Origin of the sequence: Vibrio sp. 10N.247.311.14, from assembly GCF_041467715.1 — a bacterium.
Lineage (GTDB): Bacteria > Pseudomonadota > Gammaproteobacteria > Enterobacterales > Vibrionaceae > Vibrio > Vibrio crassostreae_C.
The window spans coordinates 1-26,582 of record NZ_JBFSVE010000065.1; the positions used below are offsets into that span (position 1 = coordinate 1).

The window sequence follows — 26,582 nt, forward strand, 5'->3', positions numbered from 1 at the left end:
CTTGTACGGTGGTGTGAGAGGACGGAGGCCGTGAGGCCTCCTCCTACTCGATTAATTTTTATCGGTATTTCTAAAGATTAACTCATTTTTTAATGACCAAGCTCGAGTTACTTACCATACCTTCGACCCTGTCGGTGATGTGAACCAGTCCGTTTGAAGTGTACCGCCAGACTCTGCCCACGTGGTTAGATGTTCATATGCTTCACAAGTATCAATACGTTCGTATGGGTGAGACCATTGGCCTGGGATATCTAGAGCCCATGGGTGGCCAGTCGTGTTTTGATAGTATTCACCTTCACTTGTTACTGTATCATCATCACCAGCACCGAATATTGCGGTATCTGCTACATCTGTATTTGGATAGTTCATCAAGTGAATCTCTCTACCTCTCGCGTTGGCTTTGTAAATGAACGGGTTAAAATCCGTATTGCTTAGCGCAGGAATTGAACCATCAATCACCAGCGAGACACTGTAATCGATTAAGCTTCGTGCATCACCCGACTCTGTGTTGTAAAAGCTATAAGTGCTTGTACTTGGCAGCATCGCCGCGACACTATCAATCACAACAAATACCAACTCGCCTGAGTGACCGGCCTCTGGTGTTAACGCTACGGTAGAGCCGTTGTATGTTTTGGTCAGTGAAGTGACATCCGTGTCTTCAAGCCCTGCTAACGAAATAGCGAAACCATTGTCTTCAGCCGCTCCACGAGCAATAGCTTGGCCGTAGTAATCAAAACGAGTTATTTGGTTATTCGCGTTTGTATAAACACCTAATGCGTAGTGGCTAACAAAGTCATTCAGATCGTAGTCACCCTCATTTGGCCATAAATCTTCGTAGGCTAATGTGTACCATCCACTGGTTGGTGTTCGGCTATAGAAAGCGATTGTCGGATCGTTTGGTGCGTAGTCGTTTGCATCTGATACACCATCACCGTCACTATCCCCAATTGAAGGCCATGCAATCTCAGCGATTTCACTGATCAGTCCATTCTGGTCAATAGCGATGACCTGAACCTTCCAAAGTTCTCCAACTTCAGTTTCACTGGCCGGCAACGTGGCATTACTGTTGTCATTTTTTCCGACAAACTCATCATCCACATAGAACCCTTGACCTACATCGACAAACCAACGGTAGCTATAAGTTACAGAATCACCGTCTGGGTCTTCCGGTGTTGGACCGGTTACTGTCACAACCAAGTCGTCATTATCACCGAGTCCAGTGCTGCGACTTAGAGTTGGTGTAGAAGGAGGGGTATTAGCAATGGTGACATAAGTAACACTGATAAGGCTGTAATCCAGCGTGGTTAGCCAACCGTCGTTATTCACATCAATATCTAGGTCTACATTCACAAGACTGTCGTCAAGTGAAGCGATAGGGAGGTCAAAAACGGTTGTCGACCAGTTATTGTTGGTACCTTGTAAGAACCCGGGAGTAAGTAAAGAACCGTCAACAGCGATACTGTCGTATTCTCCGTTTTCTCCGTGGTGTGCTTCTGAATCAACATCATAAGCGTAAATAGTGAGTGTCGCTGCGGTAATCTGTGCGCCATCAGGGACCGTTAAATTATGTTGCCAAGAGTAGTCTTCGTTTGCTCGGCTGTAGATGTCGAAACCATAACCAGAAGGCGCGATGTAATGTGGTGAGGTACTACTTGCATCGATCTTTTGAGTCACTGTTATTGAGCCATCACCGTTAGTGGTTGTTGTGTTTTCTGTTGCAGCTGCAAACGTCTGTTGCGAGAAAGAACACATAGCGACTGAACCCATCACCATTAGAGATTTTTTAATATTTTTCATGGCAGCTATCCTTAGTCAGAATCCAGAACAATGTCGCAAGAAACTAGCAAATCAGTAGTGACGTTATCTAGGTCAACAGTACTTCTACACTCTTGACCACGCACCTGAGCAACGATTTCCAATCCTTCCCAGTTGGTTGGAATGCTAAAGTCACTCACTAATTCACCATCGCGGTTCGACATACCAGAGTAGAAGGCTTGAGAATCTGTTTGGTCTGAGGTCACGCTGTATAGTTTGATGATGTGGGAACCGCGAATTGGAGCCGGCTCACCGTCTTTGTATGAAAAACTACTGACGACAATGACGCTCATTGTTCGCGAAGCCGTTCCACGCCACTCAAAACTGTCCGGTACAGCAATATCAACAAAAGTCGTATTGGCAGCTGTTGCGGCAGGACTCGCAGCGCTGTCAGTTGAGCCGCTTGCACCACCTCCGCCACCAGAACTGCCGGACCCGCCACCACCACCGCCGCAGGCGATGAGAGACATTGATGTGACCGATGTTAAGAGGAGTGTTTTTAATTTCATCATCATAATCTTCCGTAATTAATTGAGGCCGTGTAAAACTTAAAGAGCAATGACTGTGCCAGTTTTTATGTTGTTGATAAAAAAGGAAAAATTTGATTTTTTGATGTGGTTTAAAATTAATTGTATATCAGCATCTCAATTAGAGAATCAATCTGACGATAACGAATAAATGACGGCCTGATAATGAGATTTGATAGGGAATTGGATTCAGTTTTCACGAATGCTGAGTGAGGAAAGTTGAATCTGTAATAAGAGACATTTGACTGGTATTTCTCTTGTTCAATAGGTGGTGGGTATCGGTTTTTACATCAACACAAACAGAATGAAAAGAATGTTAATTCTTAATAAATGTCAGAAGCGCTTTAATTAATATTAAATCGCAGGTTTCGACCTTGATTGGGCAGAGCTAGATGGTAGCGTTAGTTCACCCAAAACAAATAGCACAAGAGAAGCCAAACCAAAAAGCGATGATCAGGCCTGTCTATTCCATGGCAAGTTTAGAGTTAAACCTTGGCTATGTTTAAAGGTGAGTGAGTTTACGTGACTGACTCACCTTGTCGTTATTTCATCTTGTTACTCGTCGAACTTATATTTGACTGAATTATTGGTTAAACTTCGCGCCACTCTTTTCTATGTATAGCTTGGCATTAGAATAACCAAGCAAACACCTTTTTGATGACCTTTTTATTTATGAACACCTCGCCGAAATGAACGCCAGTAGCCCTGAAAAAATCATCTTAGACGCTTCGGGTATCGAGATGATTAACAACACACTCATTGATTCGAACTTGGACAAGCGGGTGACTTTGTCTCCCTCAGAAGCCTTGATTCTTGAGTTCCTAGTGAAGAACAGCCCCAAAGCTGTGGGTCGTGACTTCTTGCTTGAGCATTGTTGGCCGGGCAGGGTGGTGACGGGCAGTTCGCTTAATGTTGCAGTTAAGAACATTCGTACAGCATTAGGTTCGCTTCAGTGTGATTGCAAAATCTTAACGGTGCAAAAGGAAGGGTACAGTTTTAGCAGACCTCAACAGCTTGGTGGCTACCTATCAACACCCACCTCGGCTATTCAAGTTGAAGTACCTCAATATGAATCGCCTCGAGTTGAAGCGCTTAAAGAACCCTTAGTATCAAAGAGCTCGAGTACTGAGCGTGGTGACAATGAACGTGAGTCAGCCTTAACGAAGCAACCAGACTCGTATAAACAGCGTCAGGTGCAGCATTTTGTCGCGCGTCATCGATCTCGTATCTCAGGAATATTAGTCAGCGGATTTCTTCTCATGCTTTTTTATCAGTTTGCTTTTTTTATGGATAAGACGAGCTATCGCGGTATGGATGTTTATCACGACAGTTTGAATTTTGATCAAGAGCTCTTAACCGAGTTGAATACTGTGTCAGAGCTCGGTGTTGAGTCACTCTACCTACATCGCATTGGCGTTGGATGTCAGAACATTCAAGCCGTTGCTTTGACTAACGGGCGCTGGAAAGAGATGAGCCATCAGTTTAAATCGCTCTCTTGTGATGACGACAATGACGATGAGCGAGGATAGCCGATATGAATCGTAAGTTTTGGATGCCTATCTTGTTGACGCTTTTTGTGATTCTAAATGTAGGCTTAATTTCTGGGCTCGCAACCAAAAGTACTTATAAATTCACCGCAGAATACCCGATGATAGGCTGGGAGAAAATCTCACTTCGATTGGAAAATGGTCGAGTTAAAATGCAGTACATTGGTTACGACATGGATGGGAATGTCGTCCAAACCAAGCAAATGTTTGGTGTGTTCTTACGCTGGGGGAATCACTACTACCTTTATCAATTGGACCAAGAGCAGGCCCAAGATAAACAGACATTCAATATCAAGCACTTATACATTCAACAAACCCAAGGTAAGCGCAGTGTGTTGGTATCGAATCAGCGCGGCCTTTATGTAACGAAAAAAGGCGCGCCATTAGAACTTAAAGGCATCATGCATGGCGATCGTTTACGTTAATACAGAGGCTTAACGCGAATAGAAAACCTTTGGTTAGCTTTTACCGAGGACGTTCAGCTTAGTCTTGATAAAGTCACTGTGGTCGACGTAGAGCAGTTCTGCTGTTTTACGGATCACAGAATCTTCGATAGGGTCAATTTCCCCGTCGGCATGCGCTACTTCCCACATCGCTTTGATTAAGTCGATTCGCACTGGCTGAGATAGGTCTCTGAGTTGCGATGTAAAGTCATACAGCGATACTGATTGCTCTACTTTCGGCTCTGCTTGCGCGAGCAGTACCTTTGCTTGTTCTTCATCTAAATCCAGCAAACGCTGCAGAAGCTGTAGCTTAGCGACTCTTTCTGATTCATTGATCTGATGGTCGGCACCCGCGACTTCACACAACAAACTCGCAATGGCGACATTAGGTGATGTGCCTTGGTTTTTGCTTAGGTCCTGGCCTTCAATCAATTGTTTAAACATTGATGTGAGAGAATTGAACATAACGAGCTCCAGTTAAAATTTGTATCGAGTTCCGTAACGCTGATAGCTATCAACTATAAACATAAGCATAAGCATAAGCATAACTATTGGGTCTACAGAGTGTGATCGCAAGCGTCTTTACTAAAAACTGACATTACGGATACGCGAGCGATAAGGAGCATTTTATCAATCGGGCTCTGGGAAACGGGTAATTTTACCGTCGCCACTGAGTGTCGTGATCGATTGCGGTTTCCCATCAGTGTCTAGCCTCAATTCTCCAATCGCACTGCGGTTTGAAAGGCGATAGAAGGTCTGATTATCAGGGCTTCGCTTTTCGATCTTCAAGCGTTTACGCTTAGTGAAGTAGTTCAAAACTGAGCGAGGGCTGTATAACAGACGGTCCCATACATCGCAGAATTTAAGCAGCGGAGCAGGGAACTGATTTTTAATGCCACTGCACGTGATTTGATAGATGTTCGGGCTGTTGCGGCGATATCTAAGCTTGATGTCATAAGCGAAGGAGTAGTGAACGTCACCAGAAAGTACCACAAAGTTGGTTGGTGTTTTGGTATGTGTAAAGATACTGATCAGCGTATTCGCACTGCCCGGATGTGCCATCCAGTTTTCAGCATCTATCACCAATGGCTTGCCGATTGTGGTCGCCATCTTTTGCAGTGTTTCAATAAACTTCACGCCAAACATCGGTGCAGCAGAAACGATCACCACTTTATCTTGATTCATTAACTGATGTTGAAACTCAATCAAGGCTTCCCAGTCCATTAAACCTGAAGGCTTATTCATGCGTGACTCTGAACGCCAACGACGCGTACGAGTATCCAACACAATGACTTTGGGTGAGGTATCTATTGTGTAATGCCACTCTTCAAAGCGACTCAGCATCTCAATAAAGGCTTGATGCTTGTCTGGCTCGATGTTGCCAATAGAGTGAGTAGTCGCTGCATTGCCGGCTTCATTATGAGTTTGTTTACTAATGCGCGGCTGTTTAGTAATGAGCGGGTGAGCGACAAAAAGCTGTTTTGCTTGCTCGATAAACGTTTCATCGAAGCTCTCCGGTTTGTTACCCCAACCTTGACACATCCAGTAAGCCGCAAGGCCGTTACCAATGACTTGGGTCGCGAACTGGTTTTGGTCGACGGCATGCTCCCAACCCACGGTAAGGTTCCAATCATCCGTCACATCGTGATCATCAAAGATCATGTACGTTGGAATATGCGCGAACAGACGTTGCACTTGCGGTAAGCCAGCAATGAAATCATCCATGATGACGCTTTCATCACGCCATTGTTGCTGCTCAGTCGGTGTTAATTGGCGTCCACCTTGAGTGAAGTTATTCTCAATTAAACGCTCTCGATTGACGCATTGCCACAGTGTCGGAGACCAAACCAATAAGTACATCGCGATAAACTCAGACAGCGTGACCAAGTGGTTTTCACAATCGGTAGAGCTAAAAATCGGCACGCCACGGTTCGGGAATAACTTATCGATCATCGATTCTGAAGCTGTGTGGTGCGGCAAATAGTGATGACGCTGGTATAAGTGGTATTCACTGTTATACAGAGCGTCACTGTTGTTGATTTGTTTAATTTGCGAGTCAGTCGGTAAGCTTTCGCCTACAAGGCCAAGCAGGTGAATCACTTGTTGAATAGCATCAAGTGTTGAGCCTGCCACATGGTCGGCGTAGATCTGATCGCCGCTCATCATCAGCATGTCGGGTCTTTCAGCGACGGTTTGATCGGCCATCTTGTTATCGGCTGCAACTAGGCTGTCTTTGCTTGGATGATGCGGGTTGCGGCAAGAGCCATGAAGAATGTAATCAGCTGAGGTCGATATCTTAAACTCAACGCGAGATTTACCGTTGTAAACAAGGTGAGGGGCGAGCTCTTTTAGTGAACCTGACTCTGTGTGAATGTCATATTCAAGCAGCGTATTAGTCGGAAACTCACCTTGTAAGCGAATTAGCGTTATCCACGCATGTGTACCGATTTGAATCGAATCATGTTCTTCAAGCGATGAGGTATAAAACGGCTGGTCTTGTGCTGCTTCAGAATCGTCTATTTCTTGAGTATGAAGCTCGGCTCTGCCTGTAAGAGGCGAGCTGGTGGCTAACCAAAGTACCACTTCAGTCGCGGTGGTTTTTCTTAAAATGGGTCCGGCGAGTAACAGGGGAAGAGATGATGTCGTAGAGGGTTTCAATACGGTACCTAAAATCGTTGGTGGCTAGTCGTCGTGGTGTTCTTTTGTTTCGATCTTATTTGTGTCTGGCTTTGTGGTTTCAAGCGTTGATGCTTCAAGTTCTACTGAGTCAGATTCTGTTGTTTTAAACTCTGCAATCTCAGGCTCTGCCATTTCAGATTCTGTTGATTCAAGAACTTCGATAACTTCTGAGCTAGAAAGTTCATGGCCCATTAGAAATATTGCCAAAAGGGCATCGGCTTTGGTCTTGGTATCGGAAGGCTCGTCTAATAACAGTTCGAGCTTTTCTCGAATCATAGCAATCTCGTGCTCAACAAAGCCACGGCCTTCTTCATCCCCTTGATTGTCTTCAGGGGCATTATCGAATTCAAGAAATAGCATGTCACCGTCTAGGTTGGTATCCACCAAACGCTCAGGCAACCACGCCTCACCCATAACAATATCTGGATCGGAATCTTTGGGTAAGTGATCTATAATGTTTTGTAATTCGGAGACTTTCACAATACTTTCATTTAACCGAGAATATTCTACATTGTAACGGTCAATGCCGAGCAAACCTAAAAATAGTTAGCCGTCATGGTTAATAAATGTCTAATCAGTAACACAATATTTTTTCAAAGAGTAATTACACAAGAATGAAGCTCAAATATTTACCGACTCTTCCTTCATCTGGATTGGTTTTACTAGGTAGCGCTTTCCTAAGTGGCATTTTCGTAAGTGCTAATGCGTGGGCCGCTGAAGAGCAAGAGTGGGGCATCGCTGCAATGTTCCGTACAGCAAGCATCCCTTATGACACGTCTGGTGGCGACCAATCGGTTAGCTCATTCGTACCGATGCTGTTTTTCAAGAACGATTATGTGTTTATTGACGGTACTGAGATGGGGGCATACCTCTATCAAACTGACGATGAGAAGTGGTCTTTCAATGCTATCTCTCGCATGCGCTTTATTGATATTCCTGCATCTGAGCAGAACGCGATTGAAGGCGATACGGCGGACTTTGGTGCTCAACTGACCTACCAACTTGATGATTCTTGGTCTGTCGAGACGGAGTTAATGAGCGACAGTGAATACAACTTCCACGGTAACTTACGAGCTAAAGCCAAGTATGAAACTGGAGATTGGGAGTTTTACCCGAGCGCGACGCTGCGTTATAAAAGTGCTGATTTCAACAGTGGGTATTACTCCGCATCTAATGAAACCATTGGTGCTGGTGTTGACTTAAATGTTGGTGTTGAAACGCGTTACCATGTGGTTTCTAACTTGTACTTATTGGGTTCAACCAGTGTGACTCGATTGGACGATAACGCTTACGATTCTTCGATTGTTGAAGACCGTTATCAGGGGGAATTGTACCTTGGCTTTGGTTTCTTTAACGACAAAGAGAAAGCGCCAAAACCTAAACTGAGCAATGCGCCGTACTTACGTGTCGCACACGGCTGGGGAACGCCATCCAATATTGGCGACATCATGAAGTTCAATCGAGAGAAAGACGAATACAACAACCAGTTGACCTCGTTCTTCTATGGACACCCGTTAACCGATGAGATCTTCGGTTTGCCACTGGATATCTATTTAACCCCAGGTATTGCGCACCACTGGAGTTCAGACGTTCAATCGAGCAGCACCGAATACATTATCGCAATCAAGGCGTACTACACCTTTGATTGGCCAACTCAGTGGCGTGTTGGTGTGGCAGAAGGTATGTCTTACATCGATTCGATTACCTATATCGAAGGCTCTGAGATGGACCGTAAAGGTTACACCGCAAGCCATCTATTGAACTACTTAGACTTCTCATTCGATGTCAACGTTGGCGACTTGATTGGTAAGAATGACTTGAACAACTTATGGTTCGGTTATTCATTGCATCATCGTTCTGCGATCTTTGAAAAATCCTCTCAGTATGGTCGTATCAAAGGCGGCAGTAACTACAACACGGTCTACTTCCAATATGAGTTTTAAGCGCAGTTTTTAACGTTAGCTTTAAACCAGAGTTGACTAAGTACGAATTACATTTGACCGCGCTTTCATAGCTCCTGCGAGTGTTAGCGAGATTAATCAGCCTGATAGCTAAAGGTTTTCCCTTTGCTGTCAGGCTTTTTTGTTTGAGACTTGTGATATAATCGCGCGAGTTTAATAAGTACAAGAATAGGACACGCTTTGACTTCGTCTCCGGAAAAAGCAGATAACAACAAGAATGCAGCACAGCCAAGTTCTTCACAGAGCAAAGCCAAGCCAAACCAAGCTGCATCGAAAAAGTCTGCTGAACAATCAAATACCAAAAAAGCTGATCAATCAGCGACAAACAACAAATCATCTCAGAATAGCCCAGCCTCTCTTCGTAAAGCGCTCAACGAATGTATGATACGCGATCGCTTCCGTTTGAGTAAGCGAATTGCTGGTGCGAGCAAAATTAAGAACGAACAAGCTAAGCACGCTGTCTTTGATGAGATTGCGTTAGACATTGCTAAGTCGATGATGACGGCAACTCAGCGTGCGGCACAGAAACCAACGATTGAATACCCAGAAATTCTCCCGGTTAGCCAAAAGCGCGAAGACATCGCGAAAGCCATCGCTGAAAACCAAGTGGTTATCGTGGCGGGTGAAACGGGTTCGGGTAAAACCACTCAGCTACCAAAAATCTGTTCTGAGCTTGGCCGCGGCCGCTTTGGCTTAATTGGTCACACTCAGCCCCGTCGTCTTGCGGCGCGTTCGGTTGCGAACCGTATTGCTGAAGAGATGGAAACACAGCTGGGTGAGTTCGTTGGTTATAAGGTTCGATTCAACGACCAGATTTCTGACAATACCCAAATCAAACTGATGACCGACGGTATTCTACTGGCGGAGATTCAACACGACCGTTTCTTAAATCAGTACGACACCATCATTATCGATGAAGCGCACGAACGTAGCCTGAACATCGATTTCATCATGGGTTACCTGAAAGAGTTACTGCCAAAGCGTCCTGATCTGAAAGTGATCATCACGTCGGCAACCATCGATCCAGAGCGTTTCTCTAAGCACTTTAACAATGCACCGATCATTGAAGTGTCTGGTCGTACTTACCCAGTTGATACGCGTTACCGCCCATTAGGTGGTGATGAAAGTGATTCAGACCGCGACCAAATCGAAGGCATCTTTGAAGCCGTTGATGAGCTGTGTGATGAAGGCCTTGGCGATATCTTGATCTTCATGAACGGTGAGCGAGAAATTCGTGATACCGCAGATGCATTAAGTAAACGCAACCTTCGTGATACCGAAATTGTCCCGCTTTACGCGCGTCTATCGGCGGGTGAGCAGAACCGTATCTTCCAGTCTCATACTGGTCGACGCATCGTTCTGGCAACCAACGTGGCAGAAACCTCGTTAACCGTTCCGGGCATCAAGTATGTTATCGACCCGGGTACGGCGCGTATTAGCCGCTACAGCTATCGTACTAAAGTACAACGTCTACCGATTGAGCCAGTGTCTCAAGCGAGTGCAAACCAGCGTAAAGGTCGTTGTGGTCGTGTTGCAGAAGGTATCTGTATTCGTTTGTACTCTGAGGAAGATTTCGAGTCACGCCCAGAGTTTACTGACCCAGAGATTCTTCGTACTAACCTAGCATCGGTTATCCTTCAGATGACAGCGCTAGGCCTAGGCGATATTCAAGCGTTCCCATTTGTTGAAGCGCCCGATAAGCGCAACATTCAAGACGGTGTAAGGCTGCTTGAAGAGCTTGGTGCGATCGCCACCGTTGAACCGTCAGCGAACAAAAACAAGAACCACGGCGACGACAAGAAGAAGCTAACCGCGATTGGTCGTAAGCTGGCAAAACTGCCTATCGATCCACGTTTAGCGCGTATGGTAATTGAAGCGCCACGTAACCGATGCCTACACGAAGTGATGGTGATCGCGTCTGCGTTGTCGATTCAAGATCCGCGTGAGCGTCCATCAGATAAGCAACAATCGTCTGATGACAAGCACAAGCGTTTCTTCGATAAAGAGTCTGACTTCATCACGTTTGTGAACTTATGGGATTACATCAAGCAGCAGCAAAAAGCATTGTCGAGTAACCAGTTCCGCAAACAGTGTAAGCAAGATTACCTCAACTATTTACGTATCCGTGAATGGCAAGATGTGTACTTCCAAATTCACCAAGCAATGCGTGAGCTAGATACTAAGTTGAATACAGAACCGGGCAGCTACGATGGCATTCACATGTCACTGCTATCAGGTCTGCTTTCGCACATCGGTATGAAAGACCAAGAGAAGAATGAGTATCAAGGTGCACGTAATGCACGCTTCCACATCTTCCCTGCGTCTGGCCTATTTAAGAAACAGCCTAAGTGGATCATGTCTGCGGAGCTGGTAGAAACCTCAAAACTTTGGGGCCGTGTTATCGCGAAGATTCAACCTGAATGGATTGAACCGCTAGCGAAACACCTGATTAAACGCAGTTACAGCGAACCACATTGGTCGAAGAAACAAGCAGCGGTAATGGCACACGAAAAAGTGATGCTTTACGGAATCCCAATCGTACCTAAGCGCCTTGTGAACTACGGCGCGATTGATGCCACCGTCAGCCGTGAGTTGTTTGTACGTAGTGCATTAGTAGAAGGTGAGTGGGAAACCAAACACGCTTTCTTCAAGCAGAACCGTAAGCTTCTACAAGAAGTCGAAGAGCTAGAGCATAAATCGCGTCGTCGCGACATCTTGATCGATGATGATGAACTGTTCGACTTCTATGATCAACGTGTTGGCGAAGAGGCAGTGTCAGGCCGTCATTTTGATACGTGGTGGAAGAAGACCAGTCAGAAAACTCCTGAGCTGCTTAACTTTGAAAAGTCGATGCTGTTCCGAGGCGATGCTAGCCACGTTACTGATTTGGATTATCCGAACTTCTGGCACCAAAACGGTATTAAGTTGAAACTGAGCTACCAATTTGAGCCGGGTGACGACAACGATGGTGTAACGGTACACATTCCGCTGCCTATCTTGAACCAAATTGACCAAAACGGTTTTGATTGGCAGATCCCGGGTCTACGTCAAGAGCTAGTAATTAGCTTGATTAAGTCGTTACCTAAAACGCTACGCCGTAACTTTGTACCTGCGCCAAACTACGCAGATGCATTCTTGGCACGTGTGACACCGCTTGAAGCACCGTTACTGGATTCTCTTGAGAAAGAGCTACGCCGCATGACGGGTGTGGAAGTGGTACGTGATGACTGGAAGTTAGACCAGATTCCAGAGCACTTAAAGGTAACATTCCGCGCTGTAGATCATCGCAAGCGTAAGCTGAAAGAACAGAAAGATCTGCATGAGTTGAAAGAGAGCCTGAAAGACAAGGTTCAAGAAACGCTTTCTAAAGTGGCAGACGACGATATCGAGCAGCAGAACCTGCACACGTGGAGCTTTGGTGAATTACCAAAAGTCTACCAACAGAAACGTGGTGGCTACGATGTTAAAGCCTTCCCTGCGCTGGTGGATACCAAAGACAGCGTAGAGATCAAACTGTTCGAAACCGAGCAAGAGCAAATCTCGGCAATGAAATCGGGTCAGCGTCGTTTAATCTTGTTGAACGTGCCATCACCGATCAAATACTTGCACTCGAACCTGCCGAACAAATCGAAACTTGGCTTGTACTTCAACCCATACGGACAGGTACTCGATCTTATCGATGACTGTATCGCTTGTGGTATTGATAAGCTGATTGAAGAGAAGGGCGGTTTGGTTTGGGAACCAGAGCAGTTTGAAGCTCTGAAAGAACACGTACGTGCAGAGCTGGGTGATACCGTAGTAGAGATTGCTCAACAGGTTGAAACCATCCTAACCACGGCATTCAGCATCAGTAAAAAGCTGAAAGGACGCGTGGATCTTTCTATGGCATTCGCACTTTCTGACATAAAAGCTCAAGTAGAAGGTTTGATTTTTAAGGGTTTTGCCACAGAATGTGGGTGGAAACGCTTGCCGGATATTCTACGCTATATGAGAGCGATTGAACGCCGCATGGAAAAACTGCCAATTGACCCGAACAAAGATCGTCTTCACATGATCAAAGTTGAGTCAGTAATGAATGATTACAAAGAACTGCTGAATAAAATTCCAAAAGGGATCGCGGTTCCAGAAAATGTAAAAGAGGTGCGTTGGATGATAGAAGAGCTTCGTGTAAGCTTCTTCGCACAGCAGCTCGGTACGCCTTACCCAGTATCAGATAAGCGTGTTAAAAACGCGATTGATGCTTGCTAAAGGAATAAAGCTAGACGCAATGGCAAGGTTTGGGTATAAATCTTGCTTATTGCATTACTAATTGAATAGTTATTACATACAGGGCGACTTGGTGGCAATTTATTACCACTCAAGGCCTGCCACTAGGACGAAAAAGGTCGAATATGAAAAAAACGTTATTGGCACTAGCACTACTAGGTGCATCTTCAACAGCAATGGCTGATTCTTGGTTGTACGGCGGTGTAATGGGTGGTCAAAACTCATTCGCTGGTGAAGATGAAAACGCGGTGGGCATCCACGTAGGTACAGGTATCCTTCCACTAATCGGTGTTGAAGCGGGTTACTGGGATCTAGGTTCTTTCGGCAGCGTTAATTACGGCAACCGCGATCTTAAGAATTTAGACGCAAGCACTGCTTACCTAGCGATTAAACCAAGCATCGATTTTGGTCCTCTTCACGTATACGCGAAGGGTGGTCTTCACTCTTACGAGCTTAAAGCTGATGGCTTCAAGCAAGACGATGTTGATATCATGTACGGTGTAGGCGCTGAATACTTCATCTTTGGTCCACTATCTGTAGGCGCTAGCTACCAAAACTTCAAAATGAAAGATGACGACTCTGGCGTATTCACGCTAAACGCAACTATCCACCTACTGTAATTACTTGCAGTTAGTGACAGACGTACCGTTGGTCACGGATATTTGTAGAGTTCGTAAGAATTCGTAAAAAATGCCAGCTTGATAGCTGGCATTTTTGTATCTGTTAACCGTGTAATCGCTACTCTGTTTTCTTATAACAGATAGCAAGCGGATGGTTACTTTTTACTGTTCAGAATACGCTGAATTCTTGGGTTAATCGCTTTACCGTGTTTACTTTCGTACTCTTCACGTTTTAAATCGTTCAGGTTCTTTACAGAGTTAGCGGCAAGAAGGAATTCTGGTAACTCAGTTTCAAGCATGCCTTTCTCATCTAAACGTTTCGCTTCCAAGTAATACTTCTTGAACAGGCCATCGAGTTTGTTTTCAGCCGTGCGCTTTAAATCGTACAGTTTATTCTGGATTAACCATTGTTCAATCTTATTATCTGCAGAGCGTGACAACACTCGAATACGGCTATCCAACAACTCCTCTTCAGTCAAAGAATCTTTCAGGATCCAAAGCTCACCCATTTGCGGCGGCCAACTGTTGCCAAGTTGAATACGTTCATGACAGTGCATTAGCACGCGGTTAAGGCCGTCTGAATCGACTGAGTTAGCAAATTCAATAAACTTACCGCTCGGCTCGCTCCCGTATTGGTATTCCCATTGTGTTTCGTACACGCTTAAGAAAGAACCAAATACATGGATACACCAATCGGTTAGTTCCAGCTCTGCAGGATCTTGATCAACAACAGGTACTTGTTGAGACGCACCTGAATCCGCAGCTTGTGCAGCCGCTACTTTCACTTCGGTACTTTGCGCTTCAATCACTTCAGGTACTAATGGACCTGTAGCGTCAGGTACAACAGGTTGAGCTGGCTCAGAAGGTTGGCTTTTTGCCTTTTTGAATGAGCTGCTGCCTGAAGCGTTCAGATGGGCTAAGCTTTTGTCTATACCCATTTCCTTGAGCTTGTCCTGCATTTCCTGAATATTGAGAGGTCTTCTGCTGTTGTTGTCTTTCATTTTGCTTCTCGTTAACTAGCCAGTACTGCAGCTTGGATTCAATCCGAGATAATGGCATTAATTCATTGGCTTTGGCTTTATACCAGAGGACAAATTTCTTCCATACTAAACTATGGTCACCGGTCAAACCGGAGAATTTAAACGCACGTTCTGCCCATGATGGTATCTCTTCTTCGTTGAGATCATGAGTAGAGACGGTGTTGCTGTTCATTGAGCCTCGACCTTGTGGGCGAGGGGCCTGCTGCATGTGTTGCATTGGTGCCGGAGCAGGCTGAAACTTAGGTGCAGGTGCAGGTGCAGGTGCAGGTGCAGGTGCAGGTGCCGTAGAGTAGACCGGAATACTATTGGTCGGTTGAACCTCAACGTGCGCCGCAGTTTGCTCTTGCTCAATGAGCATTTTGAAAACGTGAATCTCTTTTTTATCCCGATAATCTACTTTTACCTTATCGAGAAAACCTTGGTCGACTAAACACTTAAGACAGTCGGCTAAACCAAACGTAGAGAGAGCACAAAGTTGACCTGCTGTTTGTAGGCACACATTGGTGTAGCCGAATTCGTCAGCACCGTCTGCAAGCATCAATAAAACCAGCTTTTCTGCAGGGCTAGAAGTATTCACTTGCCAAGCTAAATAAGAATATTTGGCGCTCAATATCGTGTTCTCAAAAAAGGTAAGTCGTTGTCACTATTGTAAGTCACCCCTTACCGAATTTATAGCAACTTAACAGAAAACGGCATTAGTAAGCCAAATATTGACCATAAGGAGACGTCTGCCCCATAAAGTAAGCCTACAGTCATTCATTCTTGTGGTTTAAGCTAGGAATCATTGGGCATGAATACGCATAGCAGCTTAAAGTGCCGACATTCTTTGTTAGGTTAAGAATGCCCAATTCGCGTCCACATTCTGTTGGTCACAATACAGGTCTTATTTTAAAGTCTTCTCTTTAGGTCAACTATTGATGATTTTCTTAGCTATATCCCATTTATTCTCTTTCCATTCACAAAATGTATTTAATTTATAAAACCCCTTGATATGACCAATACTTGCGCTATTATGACGATAAGTCAGAAATGACGAAGCGTCACAAAATGGTTAACTACATGAATTTACTATTCGTGTTAATATATTGGATAGGAGTGTTTTAAATACTGGCGAAGCTTAGATAACGGCTAAGCTCATATACGGACTAAAAAATTATGTTTGGCTTTGGTTGTAAAGGCGATAAACAAGGTATCTTTGGTTGCAAAGGCGTGTTGTCTAAAAAGCAGCAGTCTATTGCAGACCGAGAAGTAGAGTTGATGTTGTTAGCAAAAGATCTGGTTCGAGAACAAGGGTTCGGAAACCTCACGATGGACAAGCTAACGGCAGCGAGCTCTTATTCTAAAGGTACGATATACAATCACTTTTGCAGCAAAGAAGACGTCGTTTTAGCGTTGTGTATTCACTCTCTCAAGACAGAAGCAATGATGTTTGCTCGCTCTGGAGAGTTTGAAGGCAACACACGTGAAAAGATCGTCGCATTGCACGTTGCTTACCGAATCTATGCTCGCATGGAACCGGTACTATCAACCTGTGCGATCATGGCTAAAAGCCCGTGGGTACTAGAGAAAGCGTCTAGTGCACGCGTCGCCGAGATGAATGAACTGGAAGAGTTGGTGATTGAACAATGCGACTCTATGGTTAACCAAGCGGTAGAAGCGGGTGACCTAAAGTTCTCTTCTGGCGTTGGCTCAGATGCCATCGTTTTTGCTAACTGGTCAATCGCATTTGGTTCAAATGCCTTGTCACAGAACGCATCAAACAGTCATTGTATTAAGCGGTTACAAGACCCGTATTCAGTATTACACAACGCGAACATGATTCTAGACGGCCTAAATTGGCAGCCCCTTTCTAGTGACTGGGATTACCGCAAAACTTGGCGTCGTGTAGAACAAGAACTGTTCAGTGAAGAGATCGCTTACTTAGAGTCTGTAGGTCGATAGCTTCCGTTAAGCCCACACATGTGGGTTTATTAATAACCATTTTTGACGATTCGTCACAAACTTGAGACTGACCGACTGTGGTTGCTGTTTTCTTGAGTGTTTGACTAAGCATTGTGTCTTTTGTCAGTTTCGGCTGGCTTTTTATGACACAAATATGACGAATCGTCACAAATGGAGACTGTGATGAAACATGACAGCCAGAAGCCCACGTTCGATCAGCAAAACCGAGATAACCCTAATGCTGATAGCGCAAACACAGATCTAAACAGTTGGCACTCAATACCTACCAAGCGTTCGTTTATCGTTCTGCTGGTGGTGTTTTCAATCATCATTCTCTCTGCATTAGGGGCTAAGAACCTCTACTTTAGAGGGGACTACAACATCTTCTTCGAAGGCACCAACAAGCAGTTGATGGCGTTCGATGAAATCCAAACCACCTTTGCAAAAACCGACAACCTTGCGATTGTTGTCGCACCTGAAGATGGCAATGTCTTCACCCCTGAAACTCTCACCCTGATTCAAAATCTCACGGTTGATGCGTGGCAGATCCCGTATTCAAGCCGTGTCGATTCCCTTGCTAATTATCAGCACACCGAAGCCATTGAAGATGATCTTTTGGTAGAAGACTTGCTGTATGAAGAGTACGAACACACACCAGAACGCATCGCCAAAGTAAAACAGATCGCCCTTAACGAGCCGTTGCTTAAGAATGCCTTGGTGTCGGCCTCTGGCGATGTGACGATTGTGAACGTCACCGTGCAACAGTCAGAAGTGGACAAAACCGCAGAAGTGCAAGAGGTGATTGCGGCAATCAATACCATGATCGGCAAGTACCAAGCTCAGTATCCTAATGTCGAATTCCATAAAGCGGGCATCATAGCCATGAACAACGCATTTATGACTTCGGCTCAAGAAGACAGCTCAACGCTCGTTCCCTTAATGCTGTTGGTGGTACTGGTGTTCCTGACCTTTATGCTGCGCTCGTTCTTTAGTGTGGTGGCGACGCTCATTGTGATCATCTCTTCGATTGTTGCCACCATGGGATTGTCTGGTTGGGCAGGGATGTTCTTGAGTACCGCAACCGTGAATGTGCCAACCTTGGTTTTAACTTTGGCGGTGGCTGATTGTGTTCACGTGATTGTGACCATGAGACAAGCGATGCAGCGCGGTATGGAGAAAGCACAAGCCATTCAATACAGCATCAAGCTCAATGCGATGCCGATTCTGATCACCTCGGTGACCACTGCGATTGGTTTCCTGATGATGAACATGTCGGACTCACCAGTGCTGCGTGATTTCGGTAACTTATCGGCACTGGGTGTACTTATTGCGTGCTTCTTGTCTGTGACTATGTTGCCAGCGTTGCTAAAACTGCTGCCAGTCGAACGTCTACCTGCCAACCCTAAGGCGGCAGACAAAGTCACCTTCATGGATAAGCTGGGCGATTTTGTCGTAACTAACCGTAAAGCACTGCTGCCGATTTCTACGCTAGTGATTGTTGGCGCTGCCGCGTTAATTCCGCTCAACAAAGTCAACGATGAATCGGTGAAGTATTTCGATACCTCAAGTGAATTCAGACAAGCGGCTGACTTCATGGAAGAGACCGTAAGCGGCATGACAACCCTCAGTATCGCAGTGAAAACTAACGAGTCTCAAGCGATTGCTGATCCTGTGTTCTTGCAAGCAATTGGTGACTTTACTAAGTGGCTACGCGTTCAACCAGAAACTGACCATGTGGCAACGCTTTCTGATGTTTATATGCGTTTGAACAAGAATATGCATGCCGACGACGACAGCTACTACAAGCTACCGCTGAACCGTGAACTTGCCGCGCAATATCTGCTGCTTTACGAAATGTCTCTGCCGTACGGCTTGGACTTGAACAACCAGATCAACGTCGATAAATCATCGATCAAAATGGTACTCACCGTCGATAACCTTGGCAGCGTTGAGCTAGTCGAACTCGAAGAGCGCATTTACTCATGGTTTGCAGCCAATGCACCGCAATATGAAGTGGTGGCTTCGAGCCCGTCACTGATGTTTGCTCATATTGGCGAAACCAACATGGCGAGCATGCTATCAACTTTGCCTATCACCCTAGTGCTTATCTCTGGCTTGATGATCTTTGCATTGCGCTCGGTTCGCTTAGGCATGATCAGCCTAGTGCCCAACATTGCGCCTGCGATCATTGGCTTTGGTTTATGGGCGCTTATCTCAGGTGAAATCAACCTCGGTTTGTCAGTCGTGGTCACGCTCACGTTGGGTATCGTGGTTGATGATGCGGTGCACTTCTTGAGTAAATACCAGCGCGCAAGAATCGAAGGGAAATCAGCAGAAGAAGCGGTTCGATACGCTTTCCACACCGTAGGTCGCGCTTTGTGGATCACCACTGTTGTGCTAGTGGCCGGTTTCTCTGTACTGGCGATGTCGAGCTTCAGACTCAACTCGGACATGGGCTTACTCAGCGCGATTGTGATTTTCATTGCGCTGGTGGTCGATTTCATCTTGCTACCAAGCTTACTGATGATCTTCGACAAACAGACCCACTATTCAGCTAAAACTCAGCACGAATCAAAGCCAGATACCAAGTCGCAGCCTAGATCGACAGCCGAACTGACTACTTCGACCAAATAAGGAAACGTCGGCCTGCTGCGGTGGGCTGACTCAAGGAGATATTTATGAAAAGCGTTAAACAAACATTCGCTACTACATTACTTACTGTTAGCTCGTTGGCACTGAGCACATTCGCCGCTTTCCCAGCGTTAGCAGACCCTGCGAAAGGCTTAGAAATTGCCGAGCAACGTAAAGCGGTCGATGTCGGGTGGGGCGATTCTGTCGCAACCATGGAAATGCTACTTCGCAACAAGCAGGGCGAAAGCAGTACACGTCTGATGCGATTGAAATCTTTGGAAGTCGATGACGATGGCGACAAAGGCTTAACCATTTTTGATGAACCACGCGACGTAAAAGGCACGGCTTTCCTAAACCATTCGCACATCACCAAATCCGATGACCAGTGGTTGTATCTTCCTGCACTCAAGCGTGTAAAACGCATCTCTTCACGCAACAAATCTGGCCCGTTTATGGGCAGTGAATTTGCGTATGAGGACTTAAGCTCGTTTGAACTTGAAAAGTACACCTTCAACTACATTGAAGACGCGAAACTGGAAGGCGTAGACACCTTTGTTTTAGAGCAAGTACCGACCGATAAAAACTCAGGCTACACCATGCAAAAGGTATGGCTAGACCAACAGCACTACCGCCCAATGAAAGTCGAGTTTTACGACCGCAAAGGCGCACTGCTTAAAACTCTATCGTTCCAAGATTACAAACAGTACCTAAACCAATACTGGCGCGCACACACCATGGCGATGCAAAACCATCAAACAGGCAAAAGCACCGTATTAACCACGACAGATTTAGTGTTCCAGACCGGTCTTAAAGACAAGGATTTCCAAAAGAACACACTAAAACGTGCGAAATAAGGCAGGAATATGAAAAGGATTGTGGCAACAGGAACCCAATTATCCTTAACCTTGGCGGCGACCGTCGGGCTTATGCAGGTGTCGTTGCCTTGTGTGGCGGCAGGCTTTAGTCCTGATATCGCAGGGCAGGTTAACCTTGAACATAGGCAGTTCTTTAGCGACGGCTTACAAGGGCAAGACAAAGGACAAAGCTCACTGGTGTTGCAGCCAGAGTTTTACTGGGAGCAACAAGAGGGCAACGGCAGCATTACCTTCACCCCGTTTTATCGCCTAGACAGTGAAGACGATGAACGAACTCATGGTGATATTCGCGAAGCCTTGTATTTAACCTATTGGGATGATTACGAACTGCGAGCGGGTGTTGGAAAGGTATTTTGGGGCGTAACCGAATCGGCGCATTTAGTGGATGTGGTAAACCAGACCGATGCCATTGAATCGGTCGATGGCGAATCCAAGTTAGGTCAGCCTATGGTGCACTTCACCTCGATAAAAGAGTGGGGCACCATAGACGCCATGTTACTGCCGTATTTTCGTGAGCGTACCTTCGCAGGCGAAGACGGTCGATTAAGGCCAACCGTGCCAGTATCGGACGATGCGCTTTACGAATCTTCACGAGAAGAAAAACACGTTGATGTGGCATTGCGTTACAGCCAAATGTACGGTGATTGGGATGTCGGTTTAAGCTACTTAGGCGGCACAAACCGCGACCCTTATTACCGTGTGGAAGGCAATCAACTCAAGCCATACTACGCCCAAATGCAACACTTCGGATTGGATGTTCAAGGCATTATCGGTGACTGGTTATGGAAGCTGGAAAGCATTTATCGCGACAGCTACGACAACCATACCGGCGTGGCGACAGGCTTTGAATACACTTGGGTAGGGGCGCTTGAATCGTACTGGGACATCGGCTTCATCGCTGAATACCTGTATGACAGCCGAGGCAACAATGCCCAAACCATCGGCCAAAATGATGTGTTCCTTGGGGCACGTTTCGCTTTGAACGATGAAGACGGCACCGAAGTGCTTACTGGTATCACTCAAGACTTAGATAACAGTGATGTCTACAGTGCCAAGCTAGAGGCATCGAGCCGTATTAACAACAATCTCAAGTGGCGACTGAATGCTTGGTTGTTTGAGAACGAAACCCCAGAGGACTTGTTGTTCTTCGCACGCAAGGATGACTTTGTTGAGATGGCGTTGGAATATTATTTCTAATGTTAGCTTCGTGGGGCGTTCCTGTTGGGGGGGACGTCTCAAATTTAAGATGAGCCATATTTAGAATGTTCAAAGTCGTCTTTTTATAAAGTGGATCAAACAATCGAATAAACCTACATGTAAAATGGTTATATTTTTTCAGCATCTATAACCTCCGAATATGCATGTAAATCGTACTGGTGGTATCGGCCTTAAGGGATTTATGAATTCATTTAATTGGGATAAAAACTTTGAAACAGGCATTGGTGTTGTAGATGAACAGCATCAATATCTTGTTGGTATTATCAACCACTACGGAAATCTGTTGTCAGAGAACACTATCTCTATCGACGACATAAACGTCGCTTTACTCGATCTCACATGCTATGCCGAATTTCACTTTAAAGAAGAAGAATCTTTGATGAGAGATTGCGGTGTGTATGAGCGACACATTGAAGAGCATATCAAAGTGCATCGTGTATTTATGCAAGATATCTACAGTATGCAAGCTTTCATCATGGAAGAAGATCAGTCGTCAGCACGGCAGTTACTTGATTTATTGATCCACTGGCTTGCTTACCACATCCTCGGCATCGACCAAAACATGGCGCGACAAATGACCGCGATAGAAGAGGGCGCGACACCTCTGCAAGCCTTTGAAGCGGAAGAAAAGCAGCAAGATTCTGCGACTGTCCCGCTGTTGGCTGCGCTTAACGGCCTGTTTGAACAAGTCTCTGAACGAAACAAACAGTTGTTACGCTTCAACCAGTTACTCGAAGATAAAGTTGAGGAACGTACGGCAGAATTAAAACGAGCGAATAAGAGACTTGAAGAACTGTCATTAACCGACTCTCTTACTAATTTGCATAACCGTCGTAGTGCTTTTAAACAGTTAGCGCTGCATTGGCAAGACTCCAAAGAACTGGGTATGCCTTTAGTGTGTATTATGATTGATGCCGACCACTTCAAGCGCATTAATGACACCAGCGGCCATGATGCAGGCGACTTGGTGCTACAAACCCTCTCGCGTGAACTGAAAAACACGTTCCGTAATGATGATATTGTTTGCCGGTTAGGTGGCGATGAGTTCTTGGTTATTTGCCCAAACACCGACCTTAAAGGTGGGATGTACATCGCGGAAACCGCTCGACAGAAAGTGTCTGAATTAGAGGTTGAAACCAGTCATCAAGTTTGGATTGGCAGTATTAGTGTCGGTGTCGCTGAAATGACCCAAGAATTCGAAACCATGAACGAATTGATTAAAGCGGCGGATGAGTCCGTCTATTTAGCAAAAAACGCAGGGAAGAACAGCGTTTGTTCTATTCAGATCTAGCCTTCAGGTCATTTCCAAATTAAGAAGTGGAACCTGTAATTGTTCCACTTCTTCCTACTCCTCATTAATATCCTGTTAAATTTGCCGTGTTTTTAGGCAATAACTTGTTCTTTTAGCGATTCAATTTGGCATTGGTTGCGTGTTTGATTACTATGTGTAGCTATCTAAAAAAACTAATCATCCGATACGGACACTACCAACTGGTAGATGAGGAAATGATGCAACATCTAGAAGAGATCATTGCTAATGCAACGACTGCTATTGATACAGCAGATTCGTTAGTCGCACTTGATGAAGTGCGAGTTCAGTATTTAGGTAAGAAGGGTGAACTAACTCTTCAACTACAAAGCCTAGGTAAACTTCCACCTGAAGAGCGTCGCACTGCTGGTCAAGAGATCAACAAAGCGAAAGGTGCTGTTCAACAAGCGATCGCAGCTCGCAAAGACGCACTACAACGTGCAGAGCTTGAAGCGAAACTAGCTGAAGAAACTATCGATGTGAGCCTACCAGGTCGTCGCATTGAGAACGGTGGTCTTCACCCAGTTACTCGCACTGTTGAGCGTATCGAACAGTTCTTTGGTGAGCTTGGCTTTAGCACTGAGTCTGGCCCTGAGATCGAAGATGCATTCCACAACTTTGATGCACTAAACATCGCAGACGATCACCCAGCTCGTACTGATCACGATACTTTCTTCTTCAACCCTGATCTAATGCTACGTACGCACACTTCTGGTGTTCAAATCCGTACGATGGAAAACGGCAAACCGCCATTCCGCTTCATTGCTCCGGGTCGTGTTTACCGTAACGACTACGATCAAACTCACACGCCAATGTTCCACCAAGTGGAAGGTATGTTAGTTGATGAGAACGTAAACTTCGCACAACTTAAAGGCATTCTTAACGATTTCCTTTGTAACTTCTTTGAAGAAGAAGTTGAAGTGCGTTTCCGTCCTTCATTCTTCCCGTTCACAGAGCCTTCAGCTGAAGTTGACGTGAAACGTAAAGATGGCAAATGGCTAGAAGTTCTAGGCTGTGGCATGGTTCACCCTAACGTACTTCGCTCTGTTGGCATCGACCCTGAGAAATACTCTGGTTTTGCATTCGGTATGGGTGTAGAGCGTCTAACGATGCTTCGTTACGGTGTAAATGACCTTCGTGCGTTCTTCGAGAACGACCTTCGTTTCCTTAAACAATTCAAGTAATCCGGGGCAGTCGAAACTATGAAATTCAGTGAATCTTGGCTACGCGAGTGGGTTAAACCTGCAATTAACAGCGAAGAGCTAGCTCACCAAATCACTATGGCTGGTTTGGAAGTTGACGATGTAGAACCTGTTGCTGGTGAATTCACCGGCGTTAAAGTAGGTAAAGTGGTTGAGTGCGGTCAGCACCCAGACGCAGACAAACTACAAGTTACAAAAATCGATATCGGCGCTGTTGATGCAGAAGGTAATAAAGAGCTGTTAGACATCGTATGTGGTGCATCTAACTGTCGTCTTGGCCTAACTGTAGCAGTAGCAACAGTTGGCGCAGTACTGCCTGGTAACTTCAAAATCAAGAAAGCAAAACTACGTGGCGTTCCATCGCACGGCATGCTTTGTTCTTTCTCTGAGCTAGGTATCGACGTAGAGTCTGACGGCATCCTTGAGCTACCAGAAGGCACAACGCTAGGCATGGACGTACGTGAGCTTCTTGAGCTTAACGACGTAACTATCGACGTAGACCTAACAGCAAACCGCGCAGACTGCTTCAGCATCCGTGGCCTTGCTCGTGAAGTTGGCGTACTAAACCGCGCAGACGTTACAGAGCCAACAGTTGACGCTGTTGCAACAAGCATTGAAGACACAGTATCTGTTGAAATTAAAGCAACTGATGCTTGTCCACGTTACCTTGGCCGTGTGGTTAAGAACGTAAACGTGAAAGCGGAAACACCAATCTGGATGCAAGAAAAACTGCGCCGTTGTGGTATCCGTTCAATCGACCCAGTTGTAGACATCACAAACTACGTGATGCTAGAGCAAGGCCAACCAATGCACGCATTTGATCTCGCTAAGATCGAAGGCGGTATCGTGGTTCGTCTAGCAGAGCAGGGCGAAAAGCTAACACTTCTAGATGGCAACGAAGCTGAACTAAACAGCAACACGCTTGTTATCGCTGACCAAAACAAAGCACTAGCAATCGCTGGTATCTTTGGCGGTCAAGATTCAGGTGTTACGACTGAAACAACAGACGTACTTCTTGAAGCTGCATTCTTCGCACCGGATCACATCCGTGGTCGCGCACGTGCTTACGGCCTTCACACAGATTCTTCTCTACGTTTCGAACGTGGTGTTGATTCAACACTTCAAGCAGCAGCAATGGAGCGTGCAACACAGCTTCTAGTTGAAATCTGCGGTGGTGAAGTTGCGCCAGTAAACGGCAGCGAATCTGCAGCTGATCTACCAAAAGCAAACGTAGTTGCTCTACGTCGCGCTAAGCTAGACAGCCTACTAGGTCACGAAATCCCATCTACAGACGTAGTGGAAATTCTTACTCGCCTAGGTTGTGAAGTTGAGACGACTGAAGCTGGCTGGACGGCAACGTCTCCATCTTGGCGTTTTGATATCGCAATCGAGCAAGACCTAATTGAAGAAGTAGGTCGTATCTACGGTTACGATAACATTCCAAACCAAGCGCCTAAAGCCGCACTTAAAATGAATGACCACAAAGAAGCTGACCAGCCGCTTAAGCGCGTTCGTGACCTTCTTGTAGACCGTGGCTACCACGAAGCAATCACATACAGCTTCGTAGAACCAGAACAGCAAAAACTTGTTGTACCTGGTGTTGAGCCGCTAATCCTGCCATTCCCAATCTCTGCGGATATGTCAGCAATGCGTCTTGGCCTAATCCAAGGTCTACTAAACACAGTTGTTCACAACCAGAAGCGTCAACAGTCTCGCGTTCGTCTATTCGAATCAGGCCTACGTTTCATCCCTGAAGCAACTGCTGAAAACGGCATGCGCCAAGAAATGATGCTTGCGGGCGTTATCTCTGGTACTCGTGGCGAAGAGCACTGGGACATTGCAACTAACACTGTAGATTTCTTCGATCTTAAAGGTGACCTAGAAGCAGTTCTTGAGCTTTCTGCAAACGAAATCGCATACAGCTTCAAAGCAGCTAAGCACCCAGCACTTCACCCAGGTCAAACTGCGGCTATCGTAGTAGACGGCAAAGAAGTGGGTATCATTGGTACTGTTCACCCAGAACTAGAGCGTAAGTTTGGTCTTAACGGCCGTACTATCGTATTCGAAATCGAATGGGCAGCTATCAACACTCGCGTGCTTCCAGAAGCAGTAGCCGTATCTAAGTTCCCTGCAAACCGTCGTGATATCGCCGTTGTTGTTGACGAAGCAGTTGCTTCTGGCGACATCGTAGAAGCGTGTATCGCAGCTGGTGGCGAATTCCTAACAGGCGCTAAACTGTTCGACGTATACGTTGGTCAAGGCGTTGAAGAAGGTAAGAAGAGCCTAGCAATCGCACTTAGCCTACAGTCTGTAGAGCGCACACTTGAAGATGCAGACATCGCTGGTTCAGTAGATGCTATCGTAGCTTCAATCTCAGAGAAATTCGGCGCAGCACTTCGCGACTAATCTCTTCTGATAGATAGAAAAACAAAGGCCTCGCAATTGCGAGGCCTTTTTTGTTGTGCGCCGAGCATGGCGTTGATCTAGGAGGTGAAAGTCCTCTACGGG

General features: G+C 45.7%; 19 protein-coding genes. 12 read left to right on the forward strand and 7 right to left on the reverse strand.

The window, feature by feature from the left end; genetic code table 11:
• Positions 1–111: 111 nt before the first annotated feature.
• The gene (locus tag AB6F11_RS19235) at positions 112–1,797 is read right to left on the reverse strand and encodes an LruC domain-containing protein (protein ID WP_016797392.1); all 1,686 of its coding nucleotides are present in this window, start codon (positions 1,795–1,797) and stop codon (positions 112–114) included.
• A gap of 11 nt (positions 1,798–1,808) precedes the next feature.
• Positions 1,809–2,330, reverse strand: a complete 522-nt coding sequence (locus tag AB6F11_RS19240; protein ID WP_016784558.1) for a hypothetical protein — start codon at positions 2,328–2,330, stop codon at positions 1,809–1,811.
• Between the two features lie 836 nt (positions 2,331–3,166).
• Between AB6F11_RS19240 and AB6F11_RS19245 the strand changes: the two genes are divergently transcribed.
• Complete coding sequence (locus AB6F11_RS19245) at positions 3,167–3,871, forward strand: helix-turn-helix domain-containing protein (protein ID WP_372090690.1); 705 nt, start codon at positions 3,167–3,169, stop codon at positions 3,869–3,871.
• Positions 3,872–3,876: 5 nt separating this feature from the next.
• Complete coding sequence (locus tag AB6F11_RS19250) at positions 3,877–4,314, forward strand: hypothetical protein (protein ID WP_050621982.1); 438 nt, start codon at positions 3,877–3,879, stop codon at positions 4,312–4,314.
• Between the two features lie 33 nt (positions 4,315–4,347).
• On the opposite strand, the gene AB6F11_RS19255 is transcribed toward AB6F11_RS19250, so the two are convergent.
• The 3 genes from AB6F11_RS19255 to AB6F11_RS19265 all read right to left on the reverse strand — a co-directional run bounded on the left by AB6F11_RS19255 (position 4,348) and on the right by AB6F11_RS19265 (position 7,545).
• Positions 4,348–4,797, reverse strand: a complete 450-nt coding sequence (locus tag AB6F11_RS19255) for a TerB family tellurite resistance protein (RefSeq protein ID WP_102394440.1) — start codon at positions 4,795–4,797, stop codon at positions 4,348–4,350.
• Positions 4,798–4,962: 165 nt separating this feature from the next.
• Positions 4,963–6,990 carry an alkaline phosphatase D family protein gene (locus AB6F11_RS19260; RefSeq protein WP_102394439.1) on the reverse strand — a complete coding sequence of 676 codons (2,028 nt, stop codon included), beginning with the start codon at positions 6,988–6,990 and terminating at the stop codon, positions 4,963–4,965.
• 24 nt (positions 6,991–7,014) lie between these two features.
• The gene (locus tag AB6F11_RS19265; protein WP_029235374.1) at positions 7,015–7,545 is read right to left on the reverse strand and encodes a hypothetical protein; all 531 of its coding nucleotides are present in this window, start codon (positions 7,543–7,545) and stop codon (positions 7,015–7,017) included.
• Between the two features lie 80 nt (positions 7,546–7,625).
• On the opposite strand from AB6F11_RS19265, the gene AB6F11_RS19270 reads away from it, so the two are divergent.
• The 3 genes from AB6F11_RS19270 to AB6F11_RS19280 all read left to right on the forward strand — a co-directional run bounded on the left by AB6F11_RS19270 (position 7,626) and on the right by AB6F11_RS19280 (position 13,858).
• Positions 7,626–8,954 (forward strand): MipA/OmpV family protein, encoded by a 1,329-nt coding sequence (locus AB6F11_RS19270; protein ID WP_102321037.1) that lies wholly within the window; start codon positions 7,626–7,628, stop codon positions 8,952–8,954.
• Between the two features lie 198 nt (positions 8,955–9,152).
• The gene (gene hrpA, locus AB6F11_RS19275; RefSeq protein ID WP_102321036.1) at positions 9,153–13,220 is read left to right on the forward strand and encodes an ATP-dependent RNA helicase HrpA; all 4,068 of its coding nucleotides are present in this window, start codon (positions 9,153–9,155) and stop codon (positions 13,218–13,220) included.
• Positions 13,221–13,363: 143 nt separating this feature from the next.
• Positions 13,364–13,858 (forward strand): outer membrane beta-barrel protein, encoded by a 495-nt coding sequence (locus AB6F11_RS19280; RefSeq protein WP_017065440.1) that lies wholly within the window; start codon positions 13,364–13,366, stop codon positions 13,856–13,858.
• 155 nt (positions 13,859–14,013) lie between these two features.
• Here AB6F11_RS19280 and AB6F11_RS19285 read toward each other — a convergent pair whose 3' ends face one another.
• Entirely contained in the window at positions 14,014–14,796 is a 783-nt protein-coding gene (locus tag AB6F11_RS19285) for a hypothetical protein (protein ID WP_102321035.1), read from the reverse strand.
• Positions 14,717–15,508, reverse strand: a complete 792-nt coding sequence (locus tag AB6F11_RS19290) for a hypothetical protein (protein ID WP_102321034.1) — start codon at positions 15,506–15,508, stop codon at positions 14,717–14,719. Before AB6F11_RS19290 ends, AB6F11_RS19285 begins: the two co-directional genes overlap by 80 nt.
• Before the next feature lie 545 nt (positions 15,509–16,053).
• Between AB6F11_RS19290 and AB6F11_RS19295 the strand changes: the two genes are divergently transcribed.
• The 7 genes from AB6F11_RS19295 to pheT all read left to right on the forward strand — a co-directional run bounded on the left by AB6F11_RS19295 (position 16,054) and on the right by pheT (position 26,480).
• Positions 16,054–16,839, forward strand: a complete 786-nt coding sequence (locus tag AB6F11_RS19295) for a TetR/AcrR family transcriptional regulator (RefSeq protein ID WP_004741595.1) — start codon at positions 16,054–16,056, stop codon at positions 16,837–16,839.
• 171 nt (positions 16,840–17,010) lie between these two features.
• Entirely contained in the window at positions 17,011–19,473 is a 2,463-nt protein-coding gene (locus tag AB6F11_RS19300; RefSeq protein WP_240698167.1) for an RND family transporter, read from the forward strand.
• A gap of 44 nt (positions 19,474–19,517) precedes the next feature.
• The gene (locus tag AB6F11_RS19305) at positions 19,518–20,324 is read left to right on the forward strand and encodes an outer membrane lipoprotein-sorting protein (RefSeq protein ID WP_017060448.1); all 807 of its coding nucleotides are present in this window, start codon (positions 19,518–19,520) and stop codon (positions 20,322–20,324) included.
• Positions 20,325–20,333: 9 nt separating this feature from the next.
• Entirely contained in the window at positions 20,334–21,542 is a 1,209-nt protein-coding gene (locus tag AB6F11_RS19310; protein ID WP_017060449.1) for a hypothetical protein, read from the forward strand.
• Positions 21,543–21,744: 202 nt separating this feature from the next.
• The gene (locus AB6F11_RS19315) at positions 21,745–22,854 is read left to right on the forward strand and encodes a GGDEF domain-containing protein (protein WP_029235308.1); all 1,110 of its coding nucleotides are present in this window, start codon (positions 21,745–21,747) and stop codon (positions 22,852–22,854) included.
• Between the two features lie 218 nt (positions 22,855–23,072).
• Complete coding sequence (pheS, locus tag AB6F11_RS19320) at positions 23,073–24,056, forward strand: phenylalanine--tRNA ligase subunit alpha (RefSeq protein WP_004734764.1); 984 nt, start codon at positions 23,073–23,075, stop codon at positions 24,054–24,056.
• 18 nt (positions 24,057–24,074) lie between these two features.
• Positions 24,075–26,480: a phenylalanine--tRNA ligase subunit beta gene (gene pheT / locus AB6F11_RS19325; protein ID WP_102394435.1), complete on the forward strand. Its 2,406-nt coding sequence runs from the start codon at positions 24,075–24,077 to the stop codon at positions 26,478–26,480.
• The last annotated feature ends 102 nt before the right edge of the window (positions 26,481–26,582 follow it).